The 20,095-nt window shown below is 66.2% G+C and carries 20 protein-coding genes and 1 pseudogene; 15 read left to right on the top strand and 6 right to left on the bottom strand.

From position 1 onward, the window contains the following. Positions 1-50: 50 nt before the first annotated feature. Positions 51-1,706 (bottom strand): nitric oxide reductase activation protein NorD, encoded by a 1,656-nt coding sequence (locus JOF57_RS04795; protein ID WP_209915820.1) that lies wholly within the window; start codon positions 1,704-1,706, stop codon positions 51-53. Positions 1,707-1,909: 203 nt separating this feature from the next. Between JOF57_RS04795 and JOF57_RS04790 the strand changes: the two are divergent. Both JOF57_RS04790 and JOF57_RS04785 read left to right on the top strand, forming a co-directional pair. Continuing rightward, a pseudogene (locus JOF57_RS04790) lies at positions 1,910-2,637 on the top strand (SDR family NAD(P)-dependent oxidoreductase). A 121-nt stretch (positions 2,638-2,758) separates the two neighbouring features. Further along, positions 2,759-4,078, top strand: a complete 1,320-nt coding sequence (locus tag JOF57_RS04785; RefSeq protein WP_209914174.1) for a TetR/AcrR family transcriptional regulator — start codon at positions 2,759-2,761, stop codon at positions 4,076-4,078. 46 nt (positions 4,079-4,124) lie between these two features. On the opposite strand, the gene JOF57_RS04780 is transcribed toward JOF57_RS04785, so the two are convergent. Together JOF57_RS04780 and JOF57_RS04775 are read right to left on the bottom strand one after the other, a co-directional pair. Next, on the bottom strand, positions 4,125-5,312 hold the full coding sequence (locus JOF57_RS04780) for an acyl-CoA dehydrogenase family protein (RefSeq protein WP_209914171.1): 1,188 nt from the start codon (positions 5,310-5,312) through the stop codon (positions 4,125-4,127). Beyond that, positions 5,313-6,317 (bottom strand): acyl-CoA dehydrogenase family protein, encoded by a 1,005-nt coding sequence (locus tag JOF57_RS04775; RefSeq protein ID WP_209914168.1) that lies wholly within the window; start codon positions 6,315-6,317, stop codon positions 5,313-5,315. A 278-nt stretch (positions 6,318-6,595) separates the two neighbouring features. On the opposite strand from JOF57_RS04775, the gene JOF57_RS04770 reads away from it, so the two are divergent. From JOF57_RS04770 to JOF57_RS04755, 4 genes are read left to right on the top strand one after another with little or no spacing between them, the layout of a single operon-like run. Further along, complete coding sequence (locus JOF57_RS04770; protein WP_209914165.1) at positions 6,596-7,720, top strand: amidohydrolase family protein; 1,125 nt, start codon at positions 6,596-6,598, stop codon at positions 7,718-7,720. Positions 7,721-7,739: 19 nt separating this feature from the next. Then, on the top strand, positions 7,740-8,882 hold the full coding sequence (locus JOF57_RS04765) for an amidohydrolase family protein (protein ID WP_209914163.1): 1,143 nt from the start codon (positions 7,740-7,742) through the stop codon (positions 8,880-8,882). Next, entirely contained in the window at positions 8,882-9,274 is a 393-nt protein-coding gene (locus tag JOF57_RS04760) for a Rieske (2Fe-2S) protein (RefSeq protein ID WP_209914160.1), read from the top strand. Before JOF57_RS04765 ends, JOF57_RS04760 begins: the two co-directional genes overlap by 1 nt. A gap of 26 nt (positions 9,275-9,300) precedes the next feature. After that, complete coding sequence (locus JOF57_RS04755; RefSeq protein ID WP_209915818.1) at positions 9,301-10,209, top strand: alpha/beta fold hydrolase; 909 nt, start codon at positions 9,301-9,303, stop codon at positions 10,207-10,209. Between the two features lie 11 nt (positions 10,210-10,220). On the opposite strand, the gene JOF57_RS04750 is transcribed toward JOF57_RS04755, so the two are convergent. Then, positions 10,221-10,694 (bottom strand): hypothetical protein, encoded by a 474-nt coding sequence (locus JOF57_RS04750; RefSeq protein WP_209914158.1) that lies wholly within the window; start codon positions 10,692-10,694, stop codon positions 10,221-10,223. A gap of 33 nt (positions 10,695-10,727) precedes the next feature. Here JOF57_RS04750 and JOF57_RS04745 point away from each other — a divergent pair, with 33 nt between their 5' ends. The 9 genes from JOF57_RS04745 (at position 10,728) to JOF57_RS04705 (ending at position 18,802) form a co-directional block, all read left to right on the top strand. Next, entirely contained in the window at positions 10,728-12,017 is a 1,290-nt protein-coding gene (locus JOF57_RS04745) for an NADH-ubiquinone oxidoreductase-F iron-sulfur binding region domain-containing protein (protein ID WP_209914155.1), read from the top strand. Next, positions 12,014-12,235 (top strand): ferredoxin, encoded by a 222-nt coding sequence (locus JOF57_RS04740; RefSeq protein ID WP_209914153.1) that lies wholly within the window; start codon positions 12,014-12,016, stop codon positions 12,233-12,235. Before JOF57_RS04745 ends, JOF57_RS04740 begins: the two co-directional genes overlap by 4 nt. 83 nt (positions 12,236-12,318) lie before the next feature. Beyond that, on the top strand, positions 12,319-13,977 hold the full coding sequence (locus JOF57_RS04735) for a thiolase C-terminal domain-containing protein (RefSeq protein WP_209914150.1): 1,659 nt from the start codon (positions 12,319-12,321) through the stop codon (positions 13,975-13,977). A gap of 48 nt (positions 13,978-14,025) precedes the next feature. Next, positions 14,026-14,862 (top strand): alpha/beta fold hydrolase, encoded by an 837-nt coding sequence (locus tag JOF57_RS04730; protein WP_209915816.1) that lies wholly within the window; start codon positions 14,026-14,028, stop codon positions 14,860-14,862. Next, a complete protein-coding gene (locus tag JOF57_RS04725; protein WP_209914147.1) occupies positions 14,862-15,692 on the top strand; it encodes an NAD(P)-dependent oxidoreductase in 831 nt (276 codons plus the stop codon). Before JOF57_RS04730 ends, JOF57_RS04725 begins: the two co-directional genes overlap by 1 nt. Further along, entirely contained in the window at positions 15,692-16,480 is a 789-nt protein-coding gene (locus JOF57_RS04720; protein WP_209914144.1) for an NAD(P)-dependent oxidoreductase, read from the top strand. The genes JOF57_RS04725 and JOF57_RS04720 overlap by 1 nt, the downstream gene beginning before the upstream one ends. A gap of 149 nt (positions 16,481-16,629) precedes the next feature. Continuing rightward, the gene (locus JOF57_RS04715) at positions 16,630-17,832 is read left to right on the top strand and encodes a cytochrome P450 (RefSeq protein WP_209914141.1); all 1,203 of its coding nucleotides are present in this window, start codon (positions 16,630-16,632) and stop codon (positions 17,830-17,832) included. Continuing rightward, complete coding sequence (locus JOF57_RS04710; RefSeq protein WP_209914139.1) at positions 17,832-18,032, top strand: ferredoxin; 201 nt, start codon at positions 17,832-17,834, stop codon at positions 18,030-18,032. Before JOF57_RS04715 ends, JOF57_RS04710 begins: the two co-directional genes overlap by 1 nt. A gap of 2 nt (positions 18,033-18,034) precedes the next feature. Beyond that, on the top strand, positions 18,035-18,802 hold the full coding sequence (locus tag JOF57_RS04705; protein ID WP_209914137.1) for an alpha/beta fold hydrolase: 768 nt from the start codon (positions 18,035-18,037) through the stop codon (positions 18,800-18,802). 62 nt (positions 18,803-18,864) lie between these two features. Here the strand turns inward: JOF57_RS04705 and JOF57_RS04700 are convergent, their stop codons facing one another. Then, complete coding sequence (locus tag JOF57_RS04700) at positions 18,865-19,782, bottom strand: LLM class F420-dependent oxidoreductase (protein ID WP_209914134.1); 918 nt, start codon at positions 19,780-19,782, stop codon at positions 18,865-18,867. A 4-nt stretch (positions 19,783-19,786) separates the two neighbouring features. Further along, entirely contained in the window at positions 19,787-20,089 is a 303-nt protein-coding gene (locus JOF57_RS04695) for a DUF1330 domain-containing protein (protein ID WP_209914132.1), read from the bottom strand. Positions 20,090-20,095: the final 6 nt, after the last annotated feature.

The following is a 20,095-nucleotide window of genomic DNA, read 5'->3' as shown; positions in this document are numbered from 1 at the left end:
CACCCCGAGTTCGCTTCCGCCAATATCATTCCGCCCCTTGATATCCCATTTCACGACACCCGACGGCGAACCTCACCGGAGCGAATCGCCGAGCGGAACATGGGCCCGACGACACCCGCCAACTGGTCAGGGCTGGAAATGGTCGCGTGCGCAGCGCTACCGAATACCCGCCGCAACGACTCCACATCGGTACTGGCGCCGATGGTCAGGCACACGCAGCCGACACCCCGGCGCCGCGCCTCGGTGAGGGCACGTCTGGCGTCGGCGGCCCCGTACGCCCGCTCGTAGCCGTGGTCGTACGCCAAACCATCGGACAGCACCACCAGCAGGCGCCGTGAGGTGCCGCCGCGCTTCTCGAGAACTGTCGAACCGTGGCGAATGGCTGCCCCCAACCGCGAATAGGCACCGGGTTCAAGGCTGTTCAGTCTTCGGATCACCTGCGCGTCGAGGTGATCGTCGAACCGCTTCACCGGAACCATGGTCACCGCCGAACGCCCCTGGGAGTAGTAGGCGTACAGCGACACCCGATCACCCAGATCGTTGAGCGCCACCATCAGATGAGCCACCGCCGTGCGCTGCTGCTGGTGCACCGTGCGGCCTGCCGTACCCGGCTCAGCAGCCGAACCCGAGACGTCCAGCAGCAACAACACCGACAGATCCCGCCGGCGCCGCAGATTGTCGATGTAGACAGCCTCATCGGGAACCGATCCGGCCCGTACCTCGACACGCGCTTCCAGAGCGGCATCGATGTCGATGTCATCGCCCTGAGGTTGGCGATGACGCCGATGCAGGCCCATGCCGAGGCGGGCCAGGGGCCGTCGCACACTGATCGCGTCCTCGATCTGCTGGGTGGCGTGCGCCTTGATCTCTGGATCGGACTCGCGCACGGTGCACCAGTCGAGCCGGTAGGTTTTGCGCTCGGCGTTCCATTCCGGGTACTTCACGCCCTCGGTCTTGATATCGACGATCTCCTCCGCGCCCGTCGAGGCCAGCGAGGACACCGCATGCAGGCCACGCCTGGTCGAGTTGGTCTGATGCGTCGGCGAGTCCGCCCCGGGAGGGCCACTACCGTTCCCGCCGGTCTTGCGCGCCGAGGACAACAGCTTCTTCAGCCACTTGCCGATGGCTCCGCCGCCGCCAACCGGGCTGGAGATCAGGTCGGGGTCATCGGAGTCGTCCCAGTTGTCCGGGTCGTCCTCGTCGAGTTCTTCCAGCTCCTGACGGCCCTGCCGCCGCGGCACGTGTCCTGGCGACTCCTGATCGGCCTGCCTTGTCGCCGCCGCACATCGGGCCAGCACTTTTCTGGCCCGGATCGCACCGAAGCCCGCCGGCGGGTCGGGCAGCGCATCGGTTCCCCGCGCGAGCGCCAACGACGCGGCGGCCGAAGCACTGAGCTCACCGATACTTCGATCTGCCAAAGCGCCCAGCATGTTTGGCAACAGTCCGGCGTTGGCCAACAACGCCCGGTGTCCTTCCACGGCCAGGTAGCGCCTGGCCAGCCGCCGGTGCCGAACCAGGGCGCCGACCACATCCGGGCCCAGGCTGCCCGCCGCGATCATCGACGCCTGGACGGCCACCGATTCCAGCTGCGCACGCGTGGACGCCGCGGGATCGACGAACACGGTCTCGCCATCGGTCCACGTCGGTGCGCCGGAATCGGCCGCGGCGACTGCGACCGGGCGAGCTGCCAGCGCAGACGCCAGCATGCCCAATCCGGGGTACCGGTTACCGCTTACGCCACCGTCACCGGGCACCTGACACCTCCGCGCTTCCGCACCGAATGTTGACCAAATATCTGTTCCACCGTAGAGTTCGGCCCGACCGGAGTCAATGGACAAGGTCGACCGACACGGTTTGGCGACCTCCGGTTCGCAGACCCGGTATGACACCAAAGGGTAAGGGCTGCACATTGATTGACTTCACCTATCAGGTCGCTGTGGTGACCGGCGCGGGCCGCGGCCTCGGTCGCCGGTACGCACTCGAGTTGGCCCGACGGGGTGCTGCCGTCGTCGTCAACGATCTCGGTGGTTCCATGGCCGGCCGGGGCGCAGACGTCACGGTCGCCGATCAGGTCGTCGCCGAGATCACGGCGGCCGGTGGCACCGCGGTGGCGTCCTACGACTCGGTCGACAACCCCGAAGGCGGCGAGGCGATCGTCCGCACGGCCGTCGACCGGTTCGGCCGACTCGACGCGGTGATCAGCAACGCAGGCATCTTCAACAGCATCCCGTTCGACGAACTGTCCGCCGAGGACTGGCGGCGCATGCTGAGCGTGCACCTCGACGGCGGCTTCTATCTGGCCCAGCCGGCACCGAAACCCTCGCCGATCCCAAAGTCCTTGAAGACAATGGCTTCTTCAAGGCGATCCGGCCGGAACTGGTCGCCCCGCTCGTCGTGTACCTGGCGAGCCGGGACTGTGAGTTGAGCCACCAGAATTTCTCGGCCTGTGCCGGCCGGTTCGCCCGCGTGTTCGTCGGTCTGGGTAAGGGCTGGATGACGCCCACGGACGATGACCCGACAGCCGACGACATCGCCGCCCACCTATCGGAAGTCACAGCGACAGAGCCGTTCACGATTCCGGGCGCAATCTACGACGAGGTTTTCGAGGTCACCGAACGGTTGGGTGTCACCGCGTGACCAGTGCGTTCGGCCCCGCTCGCTCCCGGCCGGCCGGTGCCGTTCTGGTAACCTCTAACCAAACATTGGGTCTGACCACCTGAAACGCATGACGGGAGCCGGCAATCATCGTGGAGCCGCTGTGGGTCGTACCCAGGTAACGCCTGGGGAGCGCAAGACGCTCAAGCGCACCCCAGGCCGCGCAACTGATGCCGGCAGCGGCGCTGAGGATGGCACCCGCCGGACCGAAATCCTCCAGACTGCTGCAACATTGATCGCCACATCGGGACTGCGCACCTCACTGCAGGAGATCGCCGACGCGGCGGGCATCCTGCCCGGCAGCCTGTACCACCATTTCGAGTCCAAAGAAGCGATCCTGGTCGAGCTGCTCGAGCGGTATCACGACGATCTCGACAGCATCGCCGAACGCGCGCAGAGCCGCCTCGACGACTCCGACCCGGCCGCACCGTTCGACCGGATCGCCCAGCTCGGTTCGGATATCGCCCGATGCGCCGTGGCTCATCGGGCGGCGCTCCAGATGTCGTTCTACGAGAGCCCGAGTTCCAACCCCGACCTCATCGCACTGGCCCAGCGTCGTCCCACAGCCACGTTGGAAGCCATGCAGCAGACGCTGCGGGCCGCCCGGTGGAGCGGCTACCTGCGTTCCGACATCGATCTGGCCGTGCTGGCGGACCGGATCTGCCAGTCCATGCTGCAGGTGGGCCTCGATGTCATGCGGCACAACGCCGCACCGGAGAAAGTTGCCACTCTGCTGTGCCGGATTCTGCTGGAGGGGCTGTCCACCGGACAGCCCACCGATGCCGAACTCGATCGATCCGCGGCGTTCCTGGCGGCCGATGCGGTGGTGCAGAGCTGGATCGAGGAAGCCAGATCCGAAGCCGACGACAAGACCACCCACATCCGGGCGGTGGCGCGGGCAGAGTTCGGCCGGCGCGGCTACGAGAGCACGACCGTGCGAGATATCGCCTCGGCGGCGGGCATGGGCACCGGCACCGTGTACCGGCTCATCGGATCCAAGGACGAGCTGCTGGCGGCGATCATGCAGTCCTTCGGCGAGAAGATCGCCGTGGGCTGGACGGAGGTCCTCCGCGCCGAGGGCACGACGATCGAGAAGCTCGACGGGCTGAGCTGGATCCACACGAATGCACTGGACCAGTTCGGCGATGAGTTTCGGATCCAGCTCGCCTGGATGCGTCAGTCACCGCCGGACACCCCGAATCCGGGCTGGCTGTTCACCAAACGGGTCAAGCAGGTGAAATCGCTTCTGGCCGAGGCGATCAAGGCCGGCGAGATCAGCATCGACAGCCCCTCGAACGAGATCCTGGCCCGGTCGGTGATCGGCGTCGGGTGGATCCCGGAGAACATCCTGCGGGAGCTGGGCACCCGCGCATCGCAGATCCACGTCCGCGACACCAGCCTGCGCGGTGTGATCGCGCGCTAACTGCGGTCACCCCTCTGCTCGCGGAGGGGCAGTCACCCAACGACGGTCAGCGGCGGGGCAACCCCAACACCTGGGTGGCGATGATGTTGCGCTGGATCTCCGAGGTTCCGCCGGCGATGGTGCCACCGAAGCTGCGGGCGTAGCGCTCGAACCAGCTGGAGAAGTAGTGGTCGAGGTTCATGTGCTCGTACGGGCCCGACGTGGCCGGGTGGATCAATCCGTCCGGACCGGCAGCGGTCAGCGCGTTCTCGAACGCGCTGCGTTCGGCTTCGGACCCGAACAGTTTGAGCACCGACACCGAGGCGGTGTCCATCTCACCGCGCGAGGCCTTGGCCAGTGCCGCCGATCCCATTGCCCGCAGCGCCTGGTAATCCATGACCGTGGTGGCATATTGGTCGCGCTCAAACTCGGTGCGCGGATGGAAATCGGCCAGCATGTTGTCGATTCGGTCGGCGAAGCCGAGCCACATCATGGTGCGCTCGTGCCCCAGCGATCCGTTGGCCACTCCCCACCCGCCGTTGAGCGGGCCGACCAGGTTCTCGGCAGGCACCCGGGCATCGGTGAAGAAGACCTCGTTGAAGTCGAGGTTCTCCTCGCCGGTCATGTCGGCGAACGGCCGGCACACCACACCGGGGGTGTCGGTCGGGATGATCAGCACGCTGATGCCCTTGTGCTTCGGCGCATCCGGGTCGGTGCGCACGAAGGTCAGCAGCCAATCGGCGTCATGGGCGCCCGAGGTCCACACCTTCTGGCCGTTGACGACGAAATGGTCGCCGTCCGAGTCGGTGGCGCGGACTGCACGAGTACGTAGCGACGCGAGATCCGAACCGGCACTCGGCTCACTCATACCCAGCGACGCGGTCTTCTCACCGCGCAGCACGGGCACGGCCCAACGCTGCTTCTGCTCGTCGGTACCGAACGAAAGCAGTGATGCCGCAATGATGTTGACGCCCTGCGGGTTGAAGCTGTGGTAGATCCGGCGTCGGCACAGCTCATCGAGGTGGACGAAGGTCTGCACCACGGTGGCGTTGCGCCCACCGAACTCCGGTGGTTGTGCGGGCAGCAACCATCCGTTGTCGAAGAGCAGCCGCTGCCAGTCGCGGGCCCACTGTGGCATGTGTGACACCGAGCGGGGCCGCTCCAGCGTCTGGGCTTCCGACGGCAGGTTGGCATCGAGGAATGCGGAGAACTCGGCGCGGAACTTCTCGACGTCGGTATCGAATGTCAGCTGCATTTACAGTCCCCTGTAGGTCGTGCGGTACTCGGCGGCGATCAACGCGCGATGCTCGGCGGCACCGCCCAGCAGCAGCTCGCCTGCCTTGGCTCGCTTGAGCGCGAACTGCACGTCGTTCTCCCAGGTGAAGCCCATGGCCCCGAACAGCTGCAGGCCGTGTCGGAAGACCACCGCCTGGCACTCCCCGGCGGCAGCCTTGGCCATGGCCGACGCCAGCCGCCGGCGCGGGTCATCGGCAGCGATGGTCAACGCGGCGAAATACGCCAGCGCACGGGCTCGTTCGATCGCGACGTGCATGTCGACGGCCTTGTGCTGCACAGCCTGGAACGACCCGATCGCCACACCGAACTGCTGACGCTGCTTGACGTGTTCGAGGGCCAGATCCAGGACTCGCTGACAGGCACCGACCATCGTGACGGCCATGCCGGTCACCGCCAGGTGATAGGCCTTCTCGGTATCGACGTGGACTCGGGCGGTGTCGTCGACGTGCACGTTGTCGAAGGACACCTCGGCCACGTGCAGCACCGGGTCGAAGATCGAACTGCGAACGACGGCTGCGTTGGCCGCGTCGACCAGGAACACTCCGCCGTCGGTCACCACCGCGAGGTTCTGTGCCCGATCGCCGTCCAGCACGTGACGGGCGGTGCCGGACAGCACCCAGCCGGTGGCATCCCGGTTCGCCGTCACGCCGCTGTACGCCGCGGCGCCGGCGGTGCCCGCATCGAAGCGGTCCCCCGCCAGCGGTGCGTATTGCGTCATGGTCGCAAGGTAGGGCGTCAGGTCGGTGGCGCGGCCGAGTTCCTCGAGCACGATCGCCAGCTCCACGGCGTTCTCGGAGTCGGTGAGTTCGGTCCAGCCCTGGTCGATGTAGCTCTGCCACAGCGGTGCCGGATCGACACCCTGCTCGGCCACCTCACGGACCAAGGTCGCCGGGCACTGCTTGGTCACCGCATCGCGCACGGTTTCCTGCCATAGCCGTTGATCGGCATCGAATTCGAGTAGCACCCGCCGCCTCCTGCTGCACTGTCGCGTCCGAGAGGAGAATAGCATTCTCTTTCTATGATGGGACCTTCTCCCCTAGCAAGTACCGGTTCTCCAAAGTAGCGCGCTGTGCGGGTGACCAGCACCGGCGCTTACCTGCGACAAAGAGCCGAGACGTTCCGAGAATTATGTTCTTGCCATAGAAGAATATGGATCTAGACTGGCTGTAAGGTCCGGCGTAACAGGCACGCCGCCATCCGCGTATGCACAGCTCGTTTCCGGACGGACATCGGAGGACAGTCTTGGCCATCAATGACCCCGCGCAACCCGGCAGTGCGGGAACGCCCGTGATTGACGCGAGCGTGCACGTCTTCTTCGGATCGAACAAGGACCTGCGGCAGAACTTCCTGAAGGAACCGTTCGCCAGCCGCGGCTTCCCCGACTACGAGATGAACTGGTACGGCGCGCCAGGCGGCGAATATGCCAGGGACACCAAGGGACCGGACCGTCAGTACCCCGGCTCCGATCCCGACATCGCCGCCCAGCACCTGTTCACCGACCGCGGCGTCGACATCGCGATCCTGCATCCCATGACCCGCGGCATCATGCCCGACCGTCACCTCGGCACGGCACTGGCCGCCGCGCACAACGCCATGATGGTGACTCGCTGGCTCGAACACGCCGAATACGGCGAGCGGTTCCGCGGCACCATCCGGGTCAACCCGGACGATATCGTCGGCGCCCTGCGTGAGATCGACAAGTACAAGGACCATCCGCGCGTGGTGCAGATCGGCATCCCGATGCAGTCACGCGAGCTGTACGGCAAGCCGCAGTTCTGGCCGCTGTGGGACGCCGCCGCGGAAGCGGGGCTGCCGGTGGCCGTGCACATCGAGGGCGGGGCAGGCATCCAGTTCGCGCCTACCCCGTCGGGCAAGACCCGGACCTATGAGCAATACCTGGGCTTCATGGCGCTCAACTACATCTATCACCTGATGAACATGATCGCCGAGGGCGTCTTCGAACGGACACCGACACTGAAGTTCGTCTGGGGCGACGGTGCCGCGGACATGTTGACGCCGTTCATGTGGCGGATGGATTGCTTCGGCCGCCCACACCTGGAGCAGACGCCGTGGGCGCCCAAGATGCCCAGCGACTATCTGCCCGGTCACGTGTACTTCGTCCAAGGTGCGCTCGACGGGCCCGGAGACACCGAGTTCGCCGGCGAATGGTTCGGCTTCACCGGCAAGGAGGACATGGTGATGTTCGGCTCCAGCTACCCGCATTGGCAGCTGAACGAGCCGGAGGTCCCCAGCGCGTTCAGCACCGAACAGCGGGACAAACTGTTGTGGCGCAATGCCGCAGGGCTTTACGGGCTGGAGCAGGATCTCGCAGGTCTGGTCCCATCGTCCGCGGTTGCGGCACAGTAGGTATCGGAGGGAGACCGTCATGACCATCACGACCAACCCACGGGTGCCTGCGGCCGAGCGGATCGCGGTTCGGTGCGTCGACTCCGACGTCCACCCCATGCCGCGGCGCGGCGAACTGATCGAGTACATCCCTGAACCGTGGCGCAGCAAGTACTTTCTGAGCCACAAGGTCGGCGAGCAGATCTACTACGACGCACCGGATTACGCACATGCCTACGCCATGCGCGTGGACGCGTTCCCGCCGGATGGCGAATTCGCCTGCAGCGACCCCGACATGGCACTGCGTCAGCTCGTCATGGAGGCCGGCTCCGATATCGCCATCCTGGAACCGACCCACACCGAGAGCCGCCTCGGCGAAGCCACTGCCGCCTACTGCACCGCGGTCAACCATTGGCTGGCAGACAACTGGTTGGACAATCACAACAACTGGCATGAACGGTGGCGGGGATCCATCTGTGTAGCCATCGAAGAGCCGCAGACCGCGGTCGCCGAAATCGAGCAGTGGGCCGAACACCCTTACATGGCACAGGTTCTGATGAAGGCCGAGCCTCGGCCGTCATGGGGTGACCCCAAGTACGATCCGATCTGGGCCGCGGCGACCAAGCATGACATCACGGTGAGCTGCCACCTGTCCCGTGGCGAGTACGAGACGCTGCCCACTCCCCCGGTCGGGCTGCCCAGCTACAACCACGACTTCATGGTCAGCTACTCGTTGCTGGCGGCCAACCAGGTGATGAGCCTGATCTTCGACGGGGTATTCGACCGGTTCCCGACGCTGCGCATCGTGTTCGTCGAACATGCTTTCACCTGGATCCTGCCGCTGATGTGGCGGATGGACGCCATCTACGAGAAGCGCAAGAGCTGGATGGACATCAAGCGCAAGCCGAGTGAGTACGTCAAGGACCACATCAAGTTCACCACCCAGCCGCTGGACTATCCCGAGGACAAGACCGAACTGTCTCGGGCCTTCGAGTGGATGGAGTGCGACAAGATCCTGCTGTATTCCAGCGACTATCCGCACTGGACCTTCGACGACCCGCGCTGGCTGGTCAAACACCTGCCCGAGCACGCGCGTGAGGCAATCATGTTCCGCAACGGCATCCAGACCTACAAGCTCCCCGAGACCGTTCCGGCACTCGAGGGACAGGCCCGGGTGTTCTGATGAGCGAGCCCGAGAAGCGCCCCCGACTCGCGCAGGGACGCGAGCATGTCGTCGCCAATGTCGATGAAATCCCGCCCGGCACACACAAACTCGTACCGATCGGCCGTCACGGCGTCGGCGTGTACAACGTCAACGGCACCTTTTACGCCATCGCCAACTACTGCCCGCACGAGGGCGGTCCGCTGTGCTCGGGCCGGGCCCGGGGCCGCACGGTGGTCGACGAGAAAGTGCCGGGCGACGCGGTGATGGTGCGTGACAAAGAGTTCATCTACTGCCCTTGGCACCAATGGGGTTTCGAGCTGGCGACCGGCACCACCGCGGTGAAGCCGGAATGGAGTATCCGTACCTACCCGGTCCGTGTGGTTGGAGAAGATGTGTTGGTGATGGCATGAGCGAGCTTGCGAGCGAATCATCGGCCATGACGGTTGTCTTGGGCGCCCCAGAACTCAAGCCGGGCGAGAAGATCATCGAGATCAACGGCGGCAACGTCGTCTACGAACTCCTCGGCGATAAAGGCGATTTCATCGCCCTTACCCCCGGTGGCCGGTTCAGTAAGGACATTCCAGGGCTACGACCATTGGCCGAAGCACTGGTCGAGGGCGGCTACCGGGTGCTGCTGTGGGACCGGCCCAACTGCGGTCGCTCCGATGTGCAGTTCTACGGTCAGAGCGAGTCGCACATGCGAGCCGAGACGCTCTACAAACTGATCACCGCCCTCGAGATCGGACCGTGCTTCATCCTCGGCGGCTCCGGCGGCGCCCGGGACTCGATGCTGACCACCATGCTCTATCCCGAGATCGTGCGAAAGCTGGTGGTGTGGAACATCGTCGGAGGCGTGTACGGGTCTTTCGTGCTCGGCGGCCACTACGTCACGCCAAGCATCCTGGCGGTACGCGGACTCGGCGTCGAGGGGTTGCTCAGCGTGTCCGAATGGCGCGAACGGATCGCGGAGAACCCGGCGAACCGGCAGCGCCTGCTCGACCTCGATACCGACGAGTTCCTCAAAGTCATGCTGCGGTGGCTCAACGCGTTCGTGTCGAAACCCGGCCAGACCATCCCCGGCGTGCCCGACGAGATGTTCGACAACATCACCGTTCCCACCCTGATCATCCGTGGTGGCGAGAACGACTGGGATCACCCCAAGCGCACCTCGCTTGAAGTGAGTTGTCTGATCAAGGGTTCCAAGCTGATCGATCCGCCCTGGCCCGAGGATGCCTGGGAACGCGCCGGCGAGAGGTTCGCACAGAGCGGCGGAAAGACGTTCTGCCTGTTCGACACCTGGGTCCAGGCCGCCCCGGCGATCATCGACTTCCTGAGGTCGGCGTGAGCACGACGGGCTCAAACCGCCCGGATCTGTACCTCGCAGTTCAGCGAAGCCTCCAGGGCGGTGTGGATGCGGCTTTCCGGGATGCGGGTCAGATCGGCCTTGTCCAGGGTCACCGTCACAATGTCCCAACCTTCGACGTCGACGGATCGGCTGATGTCGCCGGACAGGCCGAACCCGGCCAGCACACCGCGAACGTCCTCATCGGTGCCGCGGCTGACGAAGGTGACCACCCCCGCCGCGGGGGTGGTGCCAAACGCCTTGGCGCACAGTTCGATCGCGATGGCCTGCAGCTCTGGTGCGTTGTCGCCGGCGATCAGCACCTCGACCTCGCGGCGGTGCGCGGGCAGTTCGGCGAGCTGATTGTCCAACACCTCGGCGCCACGTTCACCCAGCAACTCACGGAGCGTTGCCATGCCGTCGGATAGCTGCTCCGCACCGAGCTCACCAGCCGGGTCGACTCCGACGCGCACCACCGCAGTTCTCATGCCGGTAAGCCTAGCCGGGGACGGGAAGTGACCATGACGGCCGAACTCACAGTCGCGGTATGGCCGGGAATCACCCCGCGCCTCCTCCGCGACGGACCGGAGAGCCTGGCTGAGTATCAGCAGGCCGGGGGCTATGGCGCACTTGCCGATTCGGAGTATCTGCTTTCCGAGGTCCAGGCCAGCGGACTGCTCGGGCGGGGCGGCGCGGCCTTCCCGCTGGCGGTGAAACTGCGCGCGGTGCGCGACAACGGGCGGGGCGCCTCGGGCACCGTGGTGATCGCCAACGGCGAAGAAGGCGAGCCGGCCTCGATCAAGGACCGCTGGTTGCTGCGCAACCGTCCACACGCGGTACTCGACGGCCTGCGACTGGCCTCCGGGATCGTCGGCGCGGACCGCGCCGTGGTGTACGTGTCGGATTCGACGGCCGCCGCGAGTGTGGCTCGCGCGCTCGACGAACTCCCCGGCGACCTGGACCGGGTGGCAGTCGAATTACTCACCGTCGCTCCGGGTTACGTCGCCGGCGAAGAGACCGCGGCCGTGCACGTCGTCAACGGCGGCCCAGCCAAACCCACCGACAAGCCACCGCGCCCGTTCGAGGAAGGGGTGGCCGGCAGGCCGACACTGATCAGCAATGTCGAGACGCTGGCGCACCTGGCCTACCTCCACCAACACGGCGCGCAGACGTTCCGGCAACTGGGCACCGAGGCCTCCCCCGGCACCTTCCTGGCCACGATCACCGGAGCCGGACGCGCCCCGGCGCTGTACGAGCTTCCGCACGGCATCGCGTTCGCCGATCTCCTGACGCTGCACGGGGTGTCCGCCGACCGCGTTCGCGGGGCGCTGATGGGCGGGTACTTCGCCGGGCTGGTCAACCACGACATCGTCGGCGCCACGCTGGATCACGAGTCCGTACGAGGACTCGGCAGCGGGCTGGGTTGCGGCGCGATCGGCATCCTCACCGATGACTGCCCGGTGGCGGTCGCCGCGTCGGTGCTGGCCTACTTCGACCGCGAGAACGCCGGCCAATGTGGGTCGTGCTTCAACGGGACGGCCGCGATGGCGGCGGTGGCCACCGGCCTGCGTGACGGCGTGGCCACCCAGGAGGATCTCGACCGGCTCACCCGGTGGTCGGTGGTGCTACGCGGCCGCGGTGCCTGCGCGACGCTCGACGGCGCAGCCAATGTGGCGGCCAGCCTGCTGGCCCAGTTCCCCGATCAGGTTCATCGTCACCTCGAAAAGGGCTGTCAGGCCTGCCGTTCCGGTGCATTCACCGCCGCGCGGCCGTACGAAGTGGAGTCTCTGGAGGCGGTGGTCTCGGTATGAAGGTCAAGCTTGATCGCACGTTGTGTGATGGCTTCGGGTTGTGCGCCAAACACGCGCCGGAGTACTTCCCGCTGGACGACTGGGGGTACGCCTCGCTTCAGGGTGACGGCGACATCCCCGAGGCCGACGAGGACGCTGTCCGGCGTGCGCTGCTGGACTGCCCGGTGCACGCGATCATCGAGTTGAAGGAGACGCGGGCCGAACGCGCGGCAGGCTGACCCCCAGAGTCCTGGATCACCTATCCCGGAAACTGGTAACGTGATTCTCCACATGGAATAACCCGCTTACCACCGGAGTCGAGTTGTCACAGATACCGGGGCGTCCGCTCCCCACGGTTACCACGCTCAACGAGTACTTCTGGACCGCGGGCGCCGACGGCGTGCTGCGAATCCAGGAGTGCCAGGACTGCAGCGCCCTCATCCATCCGCCGCAGCCGATCTGCCGCTACTGCCGCAGCCACAACATGGGTGTGCGCGATGTGTCGGGGCGCGCATCGCTGGCCGGGTTCACGATCAACCACCGGTTCGGCTTCCCCGACCTGCCGCCGCCCTATGTGGTGGCGGAGGTGGCCATCGCCGAGGATCCGCGGGTCCGGTTGACGACCAACATCGTCGACTGCGATTTCGACGACCTCAAACTGGGCATGCCCGTGGAGGTCGACTTCCAGCACATCGAAGACGTCTGGCTGCCGGTGTTCAAGCGGGCGGCTGACTCCACGCCGGCCCCTCCGATGGTCGCCGAACCCGTGGCGCCCCAGGATGTCGCCAAGTACGTCCGACCGATGCTGACCAAGAAGAAATTCGAGGACCATTCGGCCATCACCGGGATCGGGATGTCCAAGATCGGTCGTCGACAGATGGTGCCGCCGCTGGCACTGACCATCGACGCCGCCGAAAAAGCCGTCGCCGATGCCGGTTTGACGTTCGACGATATCGACGGCCTGTCCACCTACCCGGGTCTGGCCATCGCCGGCATGGGGGAAGGCGGCGTGACCGCACTGGAGGGCGCCCTCGGGCTCCGTCCGACCTGGATCAATGGCGGCATGGACACCTTCGGTCCGGGCGGATCGGTCATCGCGGCCATGATGGCCGTGGCCACCGGTATGGCGCGCCACGTGTTGTGCTTCCGCACGCTGTGGGAGGCGACGTTCGGCCAGCTGGTCAAGGAGGGCAAGATGTCCCCTCCGATGGGTGGCCGCAGCGACAGCTGGCAATACCCGTTCGGGTCCACCTCGGCCGCGCACACGTTGGCGCAGAACGCCGGTCGCCACTTCGACCGATACGGCACCACACGGGAAACGCTCGGCTGGATCGCGCTCAACCAGCGTGCCAACGCCGCACTGAACCCGACGGCCATCTACCGCGATCCGATGACCATGGACGACTACCTGTCGGCCCGCATGATCACCACACCGTTCGGCCTCTACGACTGCGACGTGCCGTGCGACGGGGCGGTGGCCGTCATCGTCTCCGCTGTGGACGCCGCACGCGATCTGCCCAAGCCGCCGATCCTGTTCGAGGCGGTCGGTACTCAGATCGTCGAACGGCTCGACTGGGACCAGACCACCCTCACCCACGAACCACAGGTCCTGGGCCAGAGCGCGCACATGTGGTCGCGAACCTCGTTGCGTCCCGGCGATGTCGACGTCGCCGAGCTGTACGACGGGTTCAGCTTCAACTGTCTGTCCTGGCTGGAGGGGCTCGGCTTCTGCGGCATCGGAGAATCCAAGGACTTCCTCGATGGCGGCCACAACATCTCCCGCGACGGCATCATCCCGCTCAACACCCACGGCGGCCAGCTCTCCCACGGGCGCACCCACGGAATGGGTCTGATCCACGAGGCCGTCACCCAGCTGCGCGGTGAGGCCGGTGAGCGCCAGGTCGCGAACGCCCGTGTCGCGGTGGCCAGCAGCGGTGGCCTGACCCCCAGTGGTGTCCTGCTGATGCGCAGGGACGACTAGGCCGTGACATCGACGGCGAACAAGGCCGATCCGCATCCCAGGGTGGTGATGGTCGACGGTGTCCCGATGTCGGCCCTGGTCGCCGAGTCGCCCGACCCGCGCGCCGTCATCGTCGCGCTGCACGGCGGGGCCACCACATCGGCCTACTTCGACTGCCCCGGCCACCCCGAGCTGTCGTTGCTGCGCAGCGCAGTCGACCACGGGTACACCGTGATTGCACTGGACCGCCCCGGCTACGGCGCTTCCGCTGCCTACCCTGATGCCATGGCACGGGCCGATCAGCGAGTCGCGTTGGTGTCAGGGGTGATTCAGCGCATCGCCGGTGCGGCCGACCTGTTCGTCCTGGGCCATTCGATGGGCTGCGAGCTGGCCATGCACCTGGCCGTGCAGCGGCCAGAGGTCCTCGGAGTCTCGTTGGCCGGGACCGGCCGCCGGTATCACCCGGCCGCACAGGAACTGCTCAAAGACGCCTCACCGCAGCAACGGCCGCGCGGCCTACGCGAGCTGCTGTGGGAACCGGCCCGGCTGTATCCGTCGGACGTGATCGGCGCCGGGCTGTCCGCGGGCGGCACCGCCTACGAGGGTGACGTCATCAGAACCTGGGCGCGGCACGAGTTTCCGACGCTGGCCGGACAGACGACGGTTCCGGTGCAGTTCCTGGCCGGCCAGTACGAGAACGTCTGGGAATCCGATCCCGAGTCGCTGGCCGCAATCGGTGCGATGTTCACCGTCTCGCCGCGGGTGCAGACCGGCGAACTCCCCGACAGCGGTCACAACCTCAGCGTGGGACTTACCGCTGAGACCTATCACCGCAAGGTGTTGTCATTTGCCGATGAGTGCGTGGCGGATCGCGCCCGCAGTGACATGGAAGTGGAGGCAGGTTGATGCGAGTCGGATTTATCGGGCTGGGCAGCCAGGGGGCGCCGATGGCCCGGCGGATCGCCGAAGGCGGCTTCGAGACGATCCTGTGGGCACGACGCCCGACCTCCCTGGAACCGTTCGCCGACACCGGCGCCAAGACCGCAGGCTCCCCCGCCGAACTGGCTGCCGCCAGCGACCTGGTCTGCCTGTGCGTGGTCGGTGACGACGACGTCCGCCAGGTGCTCGACGGTGAGACCGGTGTGCTCGCCGGACTGGCCCCGGGAGGCGTCGTCGCCATCCACTCGACGGTGCACCCCGACACCTGTCGCGAGATCGCAGAAAGGGCTGCTGCCCAGGGAATTTCAGTTATCGATGCCCCGGTGAGCGGTGGCGAGCCGGCCGCCTCGGCCGGGACCCTGTTGGTGATGGTGGGCGGCGACGAGGAGGTCGTCGAGCGGGTGCGTCCGGTGTTCGCCACCTACGCCGACCCGATCGTGCACCTGGGTGGCGTCGGCGCCGGCCAGGTTGCCAAGATCCTGAACAACCTGCTGTTCAGCGCCAACCTGGGTGCGGCCATGAGTGCACTGGAACTCGGCGAGGCGCTGGGTGTTCCGCGCCAGGCATTGTGCGAGGTGATCTCGCGCGGTTCGGCCACCAGCAAGGCACTCAACAGCATCGCGATGTTCGGCGGGACGCTGGACAACCTGGCGCCGATCGCCGGCGCGCTGCTGCAGAAGGACTGCAGGCATGCCGCCAGCCTGGCCGACGAGGCCTCAGTACCAGAAGGTGCCGTGTACCGTACCGTTTTCCAAGCCGCCGACAATGCCCTGGCCATCATGAACCATCCCCGCTGATGCGCGTCGGTTTCATCGGTGCCGGACGGATGGGCGCGCCGATGGTGCGCCGCCTGGCCGACGCCGGACACCAGGTGCGAGCCCTGGGCCGAGATGACGAAAAGCGGGCCGCGGTGGCCGAACTCGGCGCGGAGCCAGTGGCCTCGCCGCGCGAGGCCGTCAGCGATGCCGAGGTGGCGATCGTCTGCGTGTTCACCGATGAGCAGGTCCGGGACCTCTGCCCGGACCTGATCGACGAGATGCCGGAAGGTGCGGTGCTGGTGCTGCACACCACCGGCAGCCCCCGCACCGTCGAGGCTCTCGCCGAGCGTGGGGCCGCTCGCGGCATCGCGGTCATCGATGCCCCGGTCAGCGGCGGACCGCACGATATCGCGGCCGGATCCATCACGGTGTTCGCCGGGGGTGCTGAGTCCGCGGTGGCCCGCGCCCGCGCAGTCTTGAAGTCCTATGCCGATCCGGTGCTGCACGTCGGTCCGGTCGGAGCCGGGCAGCGGGTGAAGCTGGTGAACAACGCATTGTTCGCCGCACAGATCGGCGCGGTGGCCGAGGGCGTAAAGCTCGGCGATCGACTGGGTATCGACGAGGCGACACTGCTGACCGCGCTGACTCACGGCAGTGGGGCCAGCCGAGCGCTCGGCGCCATCGCTGCCACCGGCTCGGCGGACGCGTTCATCGCCCGGGTCGGCGAATTCATCGGCAAGGACGTGGCCGTGGTCCGCACCACCGCTTCTGAACTGGACAGCAACTTGGGCCGACTCGAGGGCCTGATCGACGCCGCAGTCACGTGATCTGACGCAGGGCCACGTCCTGATCAGCATGGCATTTCATCCTTTTCAAACACTCTCAAACGGATTACTGTTAGCGTTACAGTTCAACAGTTTCCCGTAACGTGTCACAACACTTCCGGCCCAGCCCGCCGCGAAGGAGGAGCCAGCCAATGACCAAGGCCCAGGTGATTTTCGATCCGTTCTCCGAGGAGTTCTTCAACAACCCGTTCGACATGTACCGGCGCATGCGCCAGGACGCGCCGCTCTACTACAACGAAGACTCTGACTTCTATGCCCTGACCCGGCATGAGGACGTGTCGGCGGCGTTGAAGGATCATGAGGCGTTCTCCTCGTCGCGTGGCTGCGATCTGGCCATGGTGCAGAGCGCCGAGCCGCCGCAGAAGTCGATCATCTTCATGGATCCGCCCGATCACCGCCACATGCGCAGTCTGCTCAACAAGGCGTTCACGCCGCGCATGATCCAGTCGCAGCGCGACACCATCGTCGAGCAGATCGACCATCACCTGGGATTGATCGACTCCGACGAGTTCGATGTCGTCCAGGATTTCTCGGGCCCGTTCCCGGTCGAGGTAATCACCCGGATGGCAGGTGTGGACCCGGATTACCGCCAGCAGGTGCGGCACTGGATCGATATCAGCCTGTCGCGTGAACCCGGGCAGATCGGTTACTCCGAAGCCGGAATGCAGGCCAACATCGACACCGGCATCTACTACTACGGGCTGGTGCAGAAGCGCCGGGAAGACCCGCAGGACGACATGATCAGCCGACTGATCGCCGCGGAGATCCCCGGCGAGGACGGCCAGATGCGTCGCCTCGACGATATCGAGATCACCGGCTTCGCCACCCTGCTCGGCGGGGCCGGTGCCGAGACCGTCACCAAACTCGTCGGCACCGCGATGGTGCTGTTCGCGCGCAACCCTGAGCAGTGGCAGAAGCTGCTCGACGACCGCGACAAGGTGCCGGCCGCGGTCGAGGAACTGCTGCGCTACGAGGGCCCGGTGCAGTACAACGTCCGCTACACCCTCAAGGACGCCCACGTGCCCAGCGGCACCATTCCGGCGGGCAAGGCGGTCTTCCTGATCAGTGCCGCGGCCAACCGCGACCCCGATGCGTTCACCGACGCCGATACCTTCGATATCGACCGCGACCGCACCGAGGCGCAGAACCTCGGGCTGGGTTACGGCATCCACAGCTGTCTGGGGGCGGCGTTGGCCCGGATGGAAAGCGTGATCGCCCTGGAGAAGCTGCTCGATTACATGCCGCGCTACGAGGTGAAATGGGACCAGCTGCAACGTGTTCAGATGCAGAATGTGGCCGGCTACTCCAACGTGCCGGTGCGGGTGCTGAGGTGATGACCAAGAAAGTTCACGTCGACTTCGAGATCTGCGAGAGCAACGCAGTCTGCATGGGGATCATCCCCGAGGTGTTCGACCTCGACGATCAGGACTACCTCCACATCCTGCAGGAAGATGTCACGCCGGAAAACGAGGCGCTGGTCCGCGAAGCAGTGCGGCAGTGCCCCCGGCAGGCCATCTCGATCAAGGACGAGTAGGCGTGCGGTTCGTCTTCGTACACGGCGGATTTCACGCGGCCTGGTGCTGGGACCGCACCATCGCCGAGTTGCAGAACCTCGGTCACGGCGGTGTCGCGGTGGACCTGCCCGGGCACGGCGCTCGGGCAGCCGAGGAATCAACCCTGGCCAACCGCCGCGCCGCGATCCTCGAGGTCATGCAACCCGGGGATGTGCTGGTGGGACATTCCGGCGGCGGGTTCGACGCCACCCTTGCTGCCGATGCCGCCCCAGAGCTGGTGGGCCACATCGTGTATCTGGCGGCCGCACTACCCAGGGAGGGCCGGACCTATCCCGAGGCGATGGCCATGCGTACGGCCGAAGATGAGTTGGGCGGCGAATTCGACGGAGATGTCGGCGAGATGCTGGGCTACCTGCATTTCGACGCGGAGGGCGCAATGCACTTCGCCGACTTCGACGGTGCGTGGCGCTACTTCTACCACGATTGCGACGAGGCAACGGCCCGTTGGGCTTTCGATCGCCTGGGCCCGGAGCGGTTCGGCGACACCACCGTCACGCCGGTGTCGGTGCCGCAGTTCTGGGCGGCCGATCTGCCCCGCAGCTTCATCCGCTGCCTGCAGGACCGCTCGATGCCGCAGTGGCTGGCCGACACCGTGACGCAACGTCTCGGTGTCGAGCAACTGACCATCGACGCGTCGCACTCGCCGTTCCTGAGCTGCCCCCGCGAGCTGGCCGAACTGCTGGTGCACGCCACGACGACCACGCCGATAGCCGCCGTGACGCCGGCCTGATTCCCCATCGACTCTGCGGCCACGGCGCTGCCTACTCGTACTTTTGCGCCCTCACCGCAGAGTCAACGCGAAATTACTGTCTTACCGAAGCTCTCGGTCGCCTCCAGCGCATGGGCCAAACTGTCGCCGGGCAGGGTCACGTGCAGCCAGGTGACCCCCAGCGCGGCGAGCTTGTCCACGCCGGCCAGGTAGGCGTCGGCATTGAAGTCGTCGGCGCCGGGGTTGCCACCCTCAAAGTTGTTGAACACGATGTCGATTCCGTCGGGATCGCGACCAGCAGCGGCCAACCGGGCCCGCAGATCCTCGATGCCGGCGGCCAACGCGTCGAGTGAGTCCATCGCTGCGGTGCCCGCGGTCTTGGCCAGGCCCGGCGGTGCGGCGAACGGGCACCACCCGTCGCCGTGTTTGGCCACCCGGGCCCGCGCCGCTGAGGTGTTGCCACCGATCCAGATTGGCGGATGCGGACCCGCCACCGGTCGGGGGTGCGCGGTGATACCGCGGGCGCTGAAGTTCTTGCCTTCAAACGTGAAATCGTCGGTGGTCCAGATGCCCCGGATCACCTCAAGTGCCTCGTCGAACAGTGCAGCACGGTCGTCGTAGGAAACCCCGAGTGCGGCGAATTCGCGCTTGAGGTAACCCACCCCGACGGCCAGTGTGAACCGGCCACCGGACAGCAGGTCCAGAGTGGCGCCGGATTTGGCCACCACGAAGGGGTTGCGGTATGGCAGCACCACGATGTTGGGCACCAGTCGCAGCGTGGTGGTGTGTGCCGCGGCGAAGGTCATCGCCACGAACGGGTCGACCGCGTCGTGACCACCGGCGTCCAGCCAGCGCTGCGACGGAGCGGGATGGTCGGTGAACCCGAAGCCGTCGAACCCCGCCGCCTCCGCCGCAGCCGCTACCGCGGCAACCCCGCTGCCACTCACCAGATCCGGGTGGTACGGATGGCTGTGCATCGGGTGAGTGATGCTGAAGCGCATGGGATCAGGCGGGGAAGCCGGAAAGGATGACGCCGTTGCACTCGGCGGCACCCTGGCGCACCTTGGCGGCCGCCTGGTAGGCATCGGAGTAGTACCACTCACGAGCGGCGTCTACGGATTCGAACTCCAGCACCACGGTTTGTGTGCCGTGCCAGGCTCCCTCGATCACCTCGGGCTTCTGATCCACGGCCACGACGGTCGCGCCGCCCATCGCCTTCGACGCCAGCTTGGCGTACTCGCCCATCCCGGCCGGGTCCTTGATGTCCTCGGTGATGATCACGTATCCCTTAGAAGTTCCAGCGGCCATATCCAA

It is taken from the genome of Mycolicibacterium lutetiense, from assembly GCF_017876775.1.
GTDB lineage: Bacteria > Actinomycetota > Actinomycetes > Mycobacteriales > Mycobacteriaceae > Mycobacterium > Mycobacterium lutetiense.
This window is presented reverse-complemented; position numbering and strand designations above follow the sequence as displayed.

Coding starts and splice junctions, on each gene's coding strand:
- JOF57_RS04780 (WP_209914171.1), bottom strand. CDS start 5,312: ATGCAGCTGACATTCGATACCGACGTCGAGAAGTTCCGCGCCGAGTTC.
- JOF57_RS04720 (WP_209914144.1), top strand. CDS start 15,692: ATGCGCGTCGGTTTCATCGGTGCCGGACGGATGGGCGCGCCGATGGTG.
- JOF57_RS04750 (WP_209914158.1), bottom strand. CDS start 10,694: ATGAGAACTGCGGTGGTGCGCGTCGGAGTCGACCCGGCTGGTGAGCTC.
- JOF57_RS04710 (WP_209914139.1), top strand. CDS start 17,832: ATGACCAAGAAAGTTCACGTCGACTTCGAGATCTGCGAGAGCAACGCA.
- JOF57_RS04715 (WP_209914141.1), top strand. CDS start 16,630: ATGACCAAGGCCCAGGTGATTTTCGATCCGTTCTCCGAGGAGTTCTTC.
- JOF57_RS04765 (WP_209914163.1), top strand. CDS start 7,740: ATGACCATCACGACCAACCCACGGGTGCCTGCGGCCGAGCGGATCGCG.
- JOF57_RS04795 (WP_209915820.1), bottom strand. CDS start 1,706: ATGCTGGCGTCTGCGCTGGCAGCTCGCCCGGTCGCAGTCGCCGCGGCC.
- JOF57_RS04745 (WP_209914155.1), top strand. CDS start 10,728: ATGACGGCCGAACTCACAGTCGCGGTATGGCCGGGAATCACCCCGCGC.
- JOF57_RS04760 (WP_209914160.1), top strand. CDS start 8,882: ATGAGCGAGCCCGAGAAGCGCCCCCGACTCGCGCAGGGACGCGAGCAT.
- JOF57_RS04700 (WP_209914134.1), bottom strand. CDS start 19,782: ATGCGCTTCAGCATCACTCACCCGATGCACAGCCATCCGTACCACCCG.
- JOF57_RS04730 (WP_209915816.1), top strand. CDS start 14,026: ATGGTCGACGGTGTCCCGATGTCGGCCCTGGTCGCCGAGTCGCCCGAC.
- JOF57_RS04725 (WP_209914147.1), top strand. CDS start 14,862: ATGCGAGTCGGATTTATCGGGCTGGGCAGCCAGGGGGCGCCGATGGCC.
- JOF57_RS04740 (WP_209914153.1), top strand. CDS start 12,014: ATGAAGGTCAAGCTTGATCGCACGTTGTGTGATGGCTTCGGGTTGTGC.
- JOF57_RS04695 (WP_209914132.1), bottom strand. CDS start 20,089: ATGGCCGCTGGAACTTCTAAGGGATACGTGATCATCACCGAGGACATC.
- JOF57_RS04755 (WP_209915818.1), top strand. CDS start 9,301: ATGACGGTTGTCTTGGGCGCCCCAGAACTCAAGCCGGGCGAGAAGATC.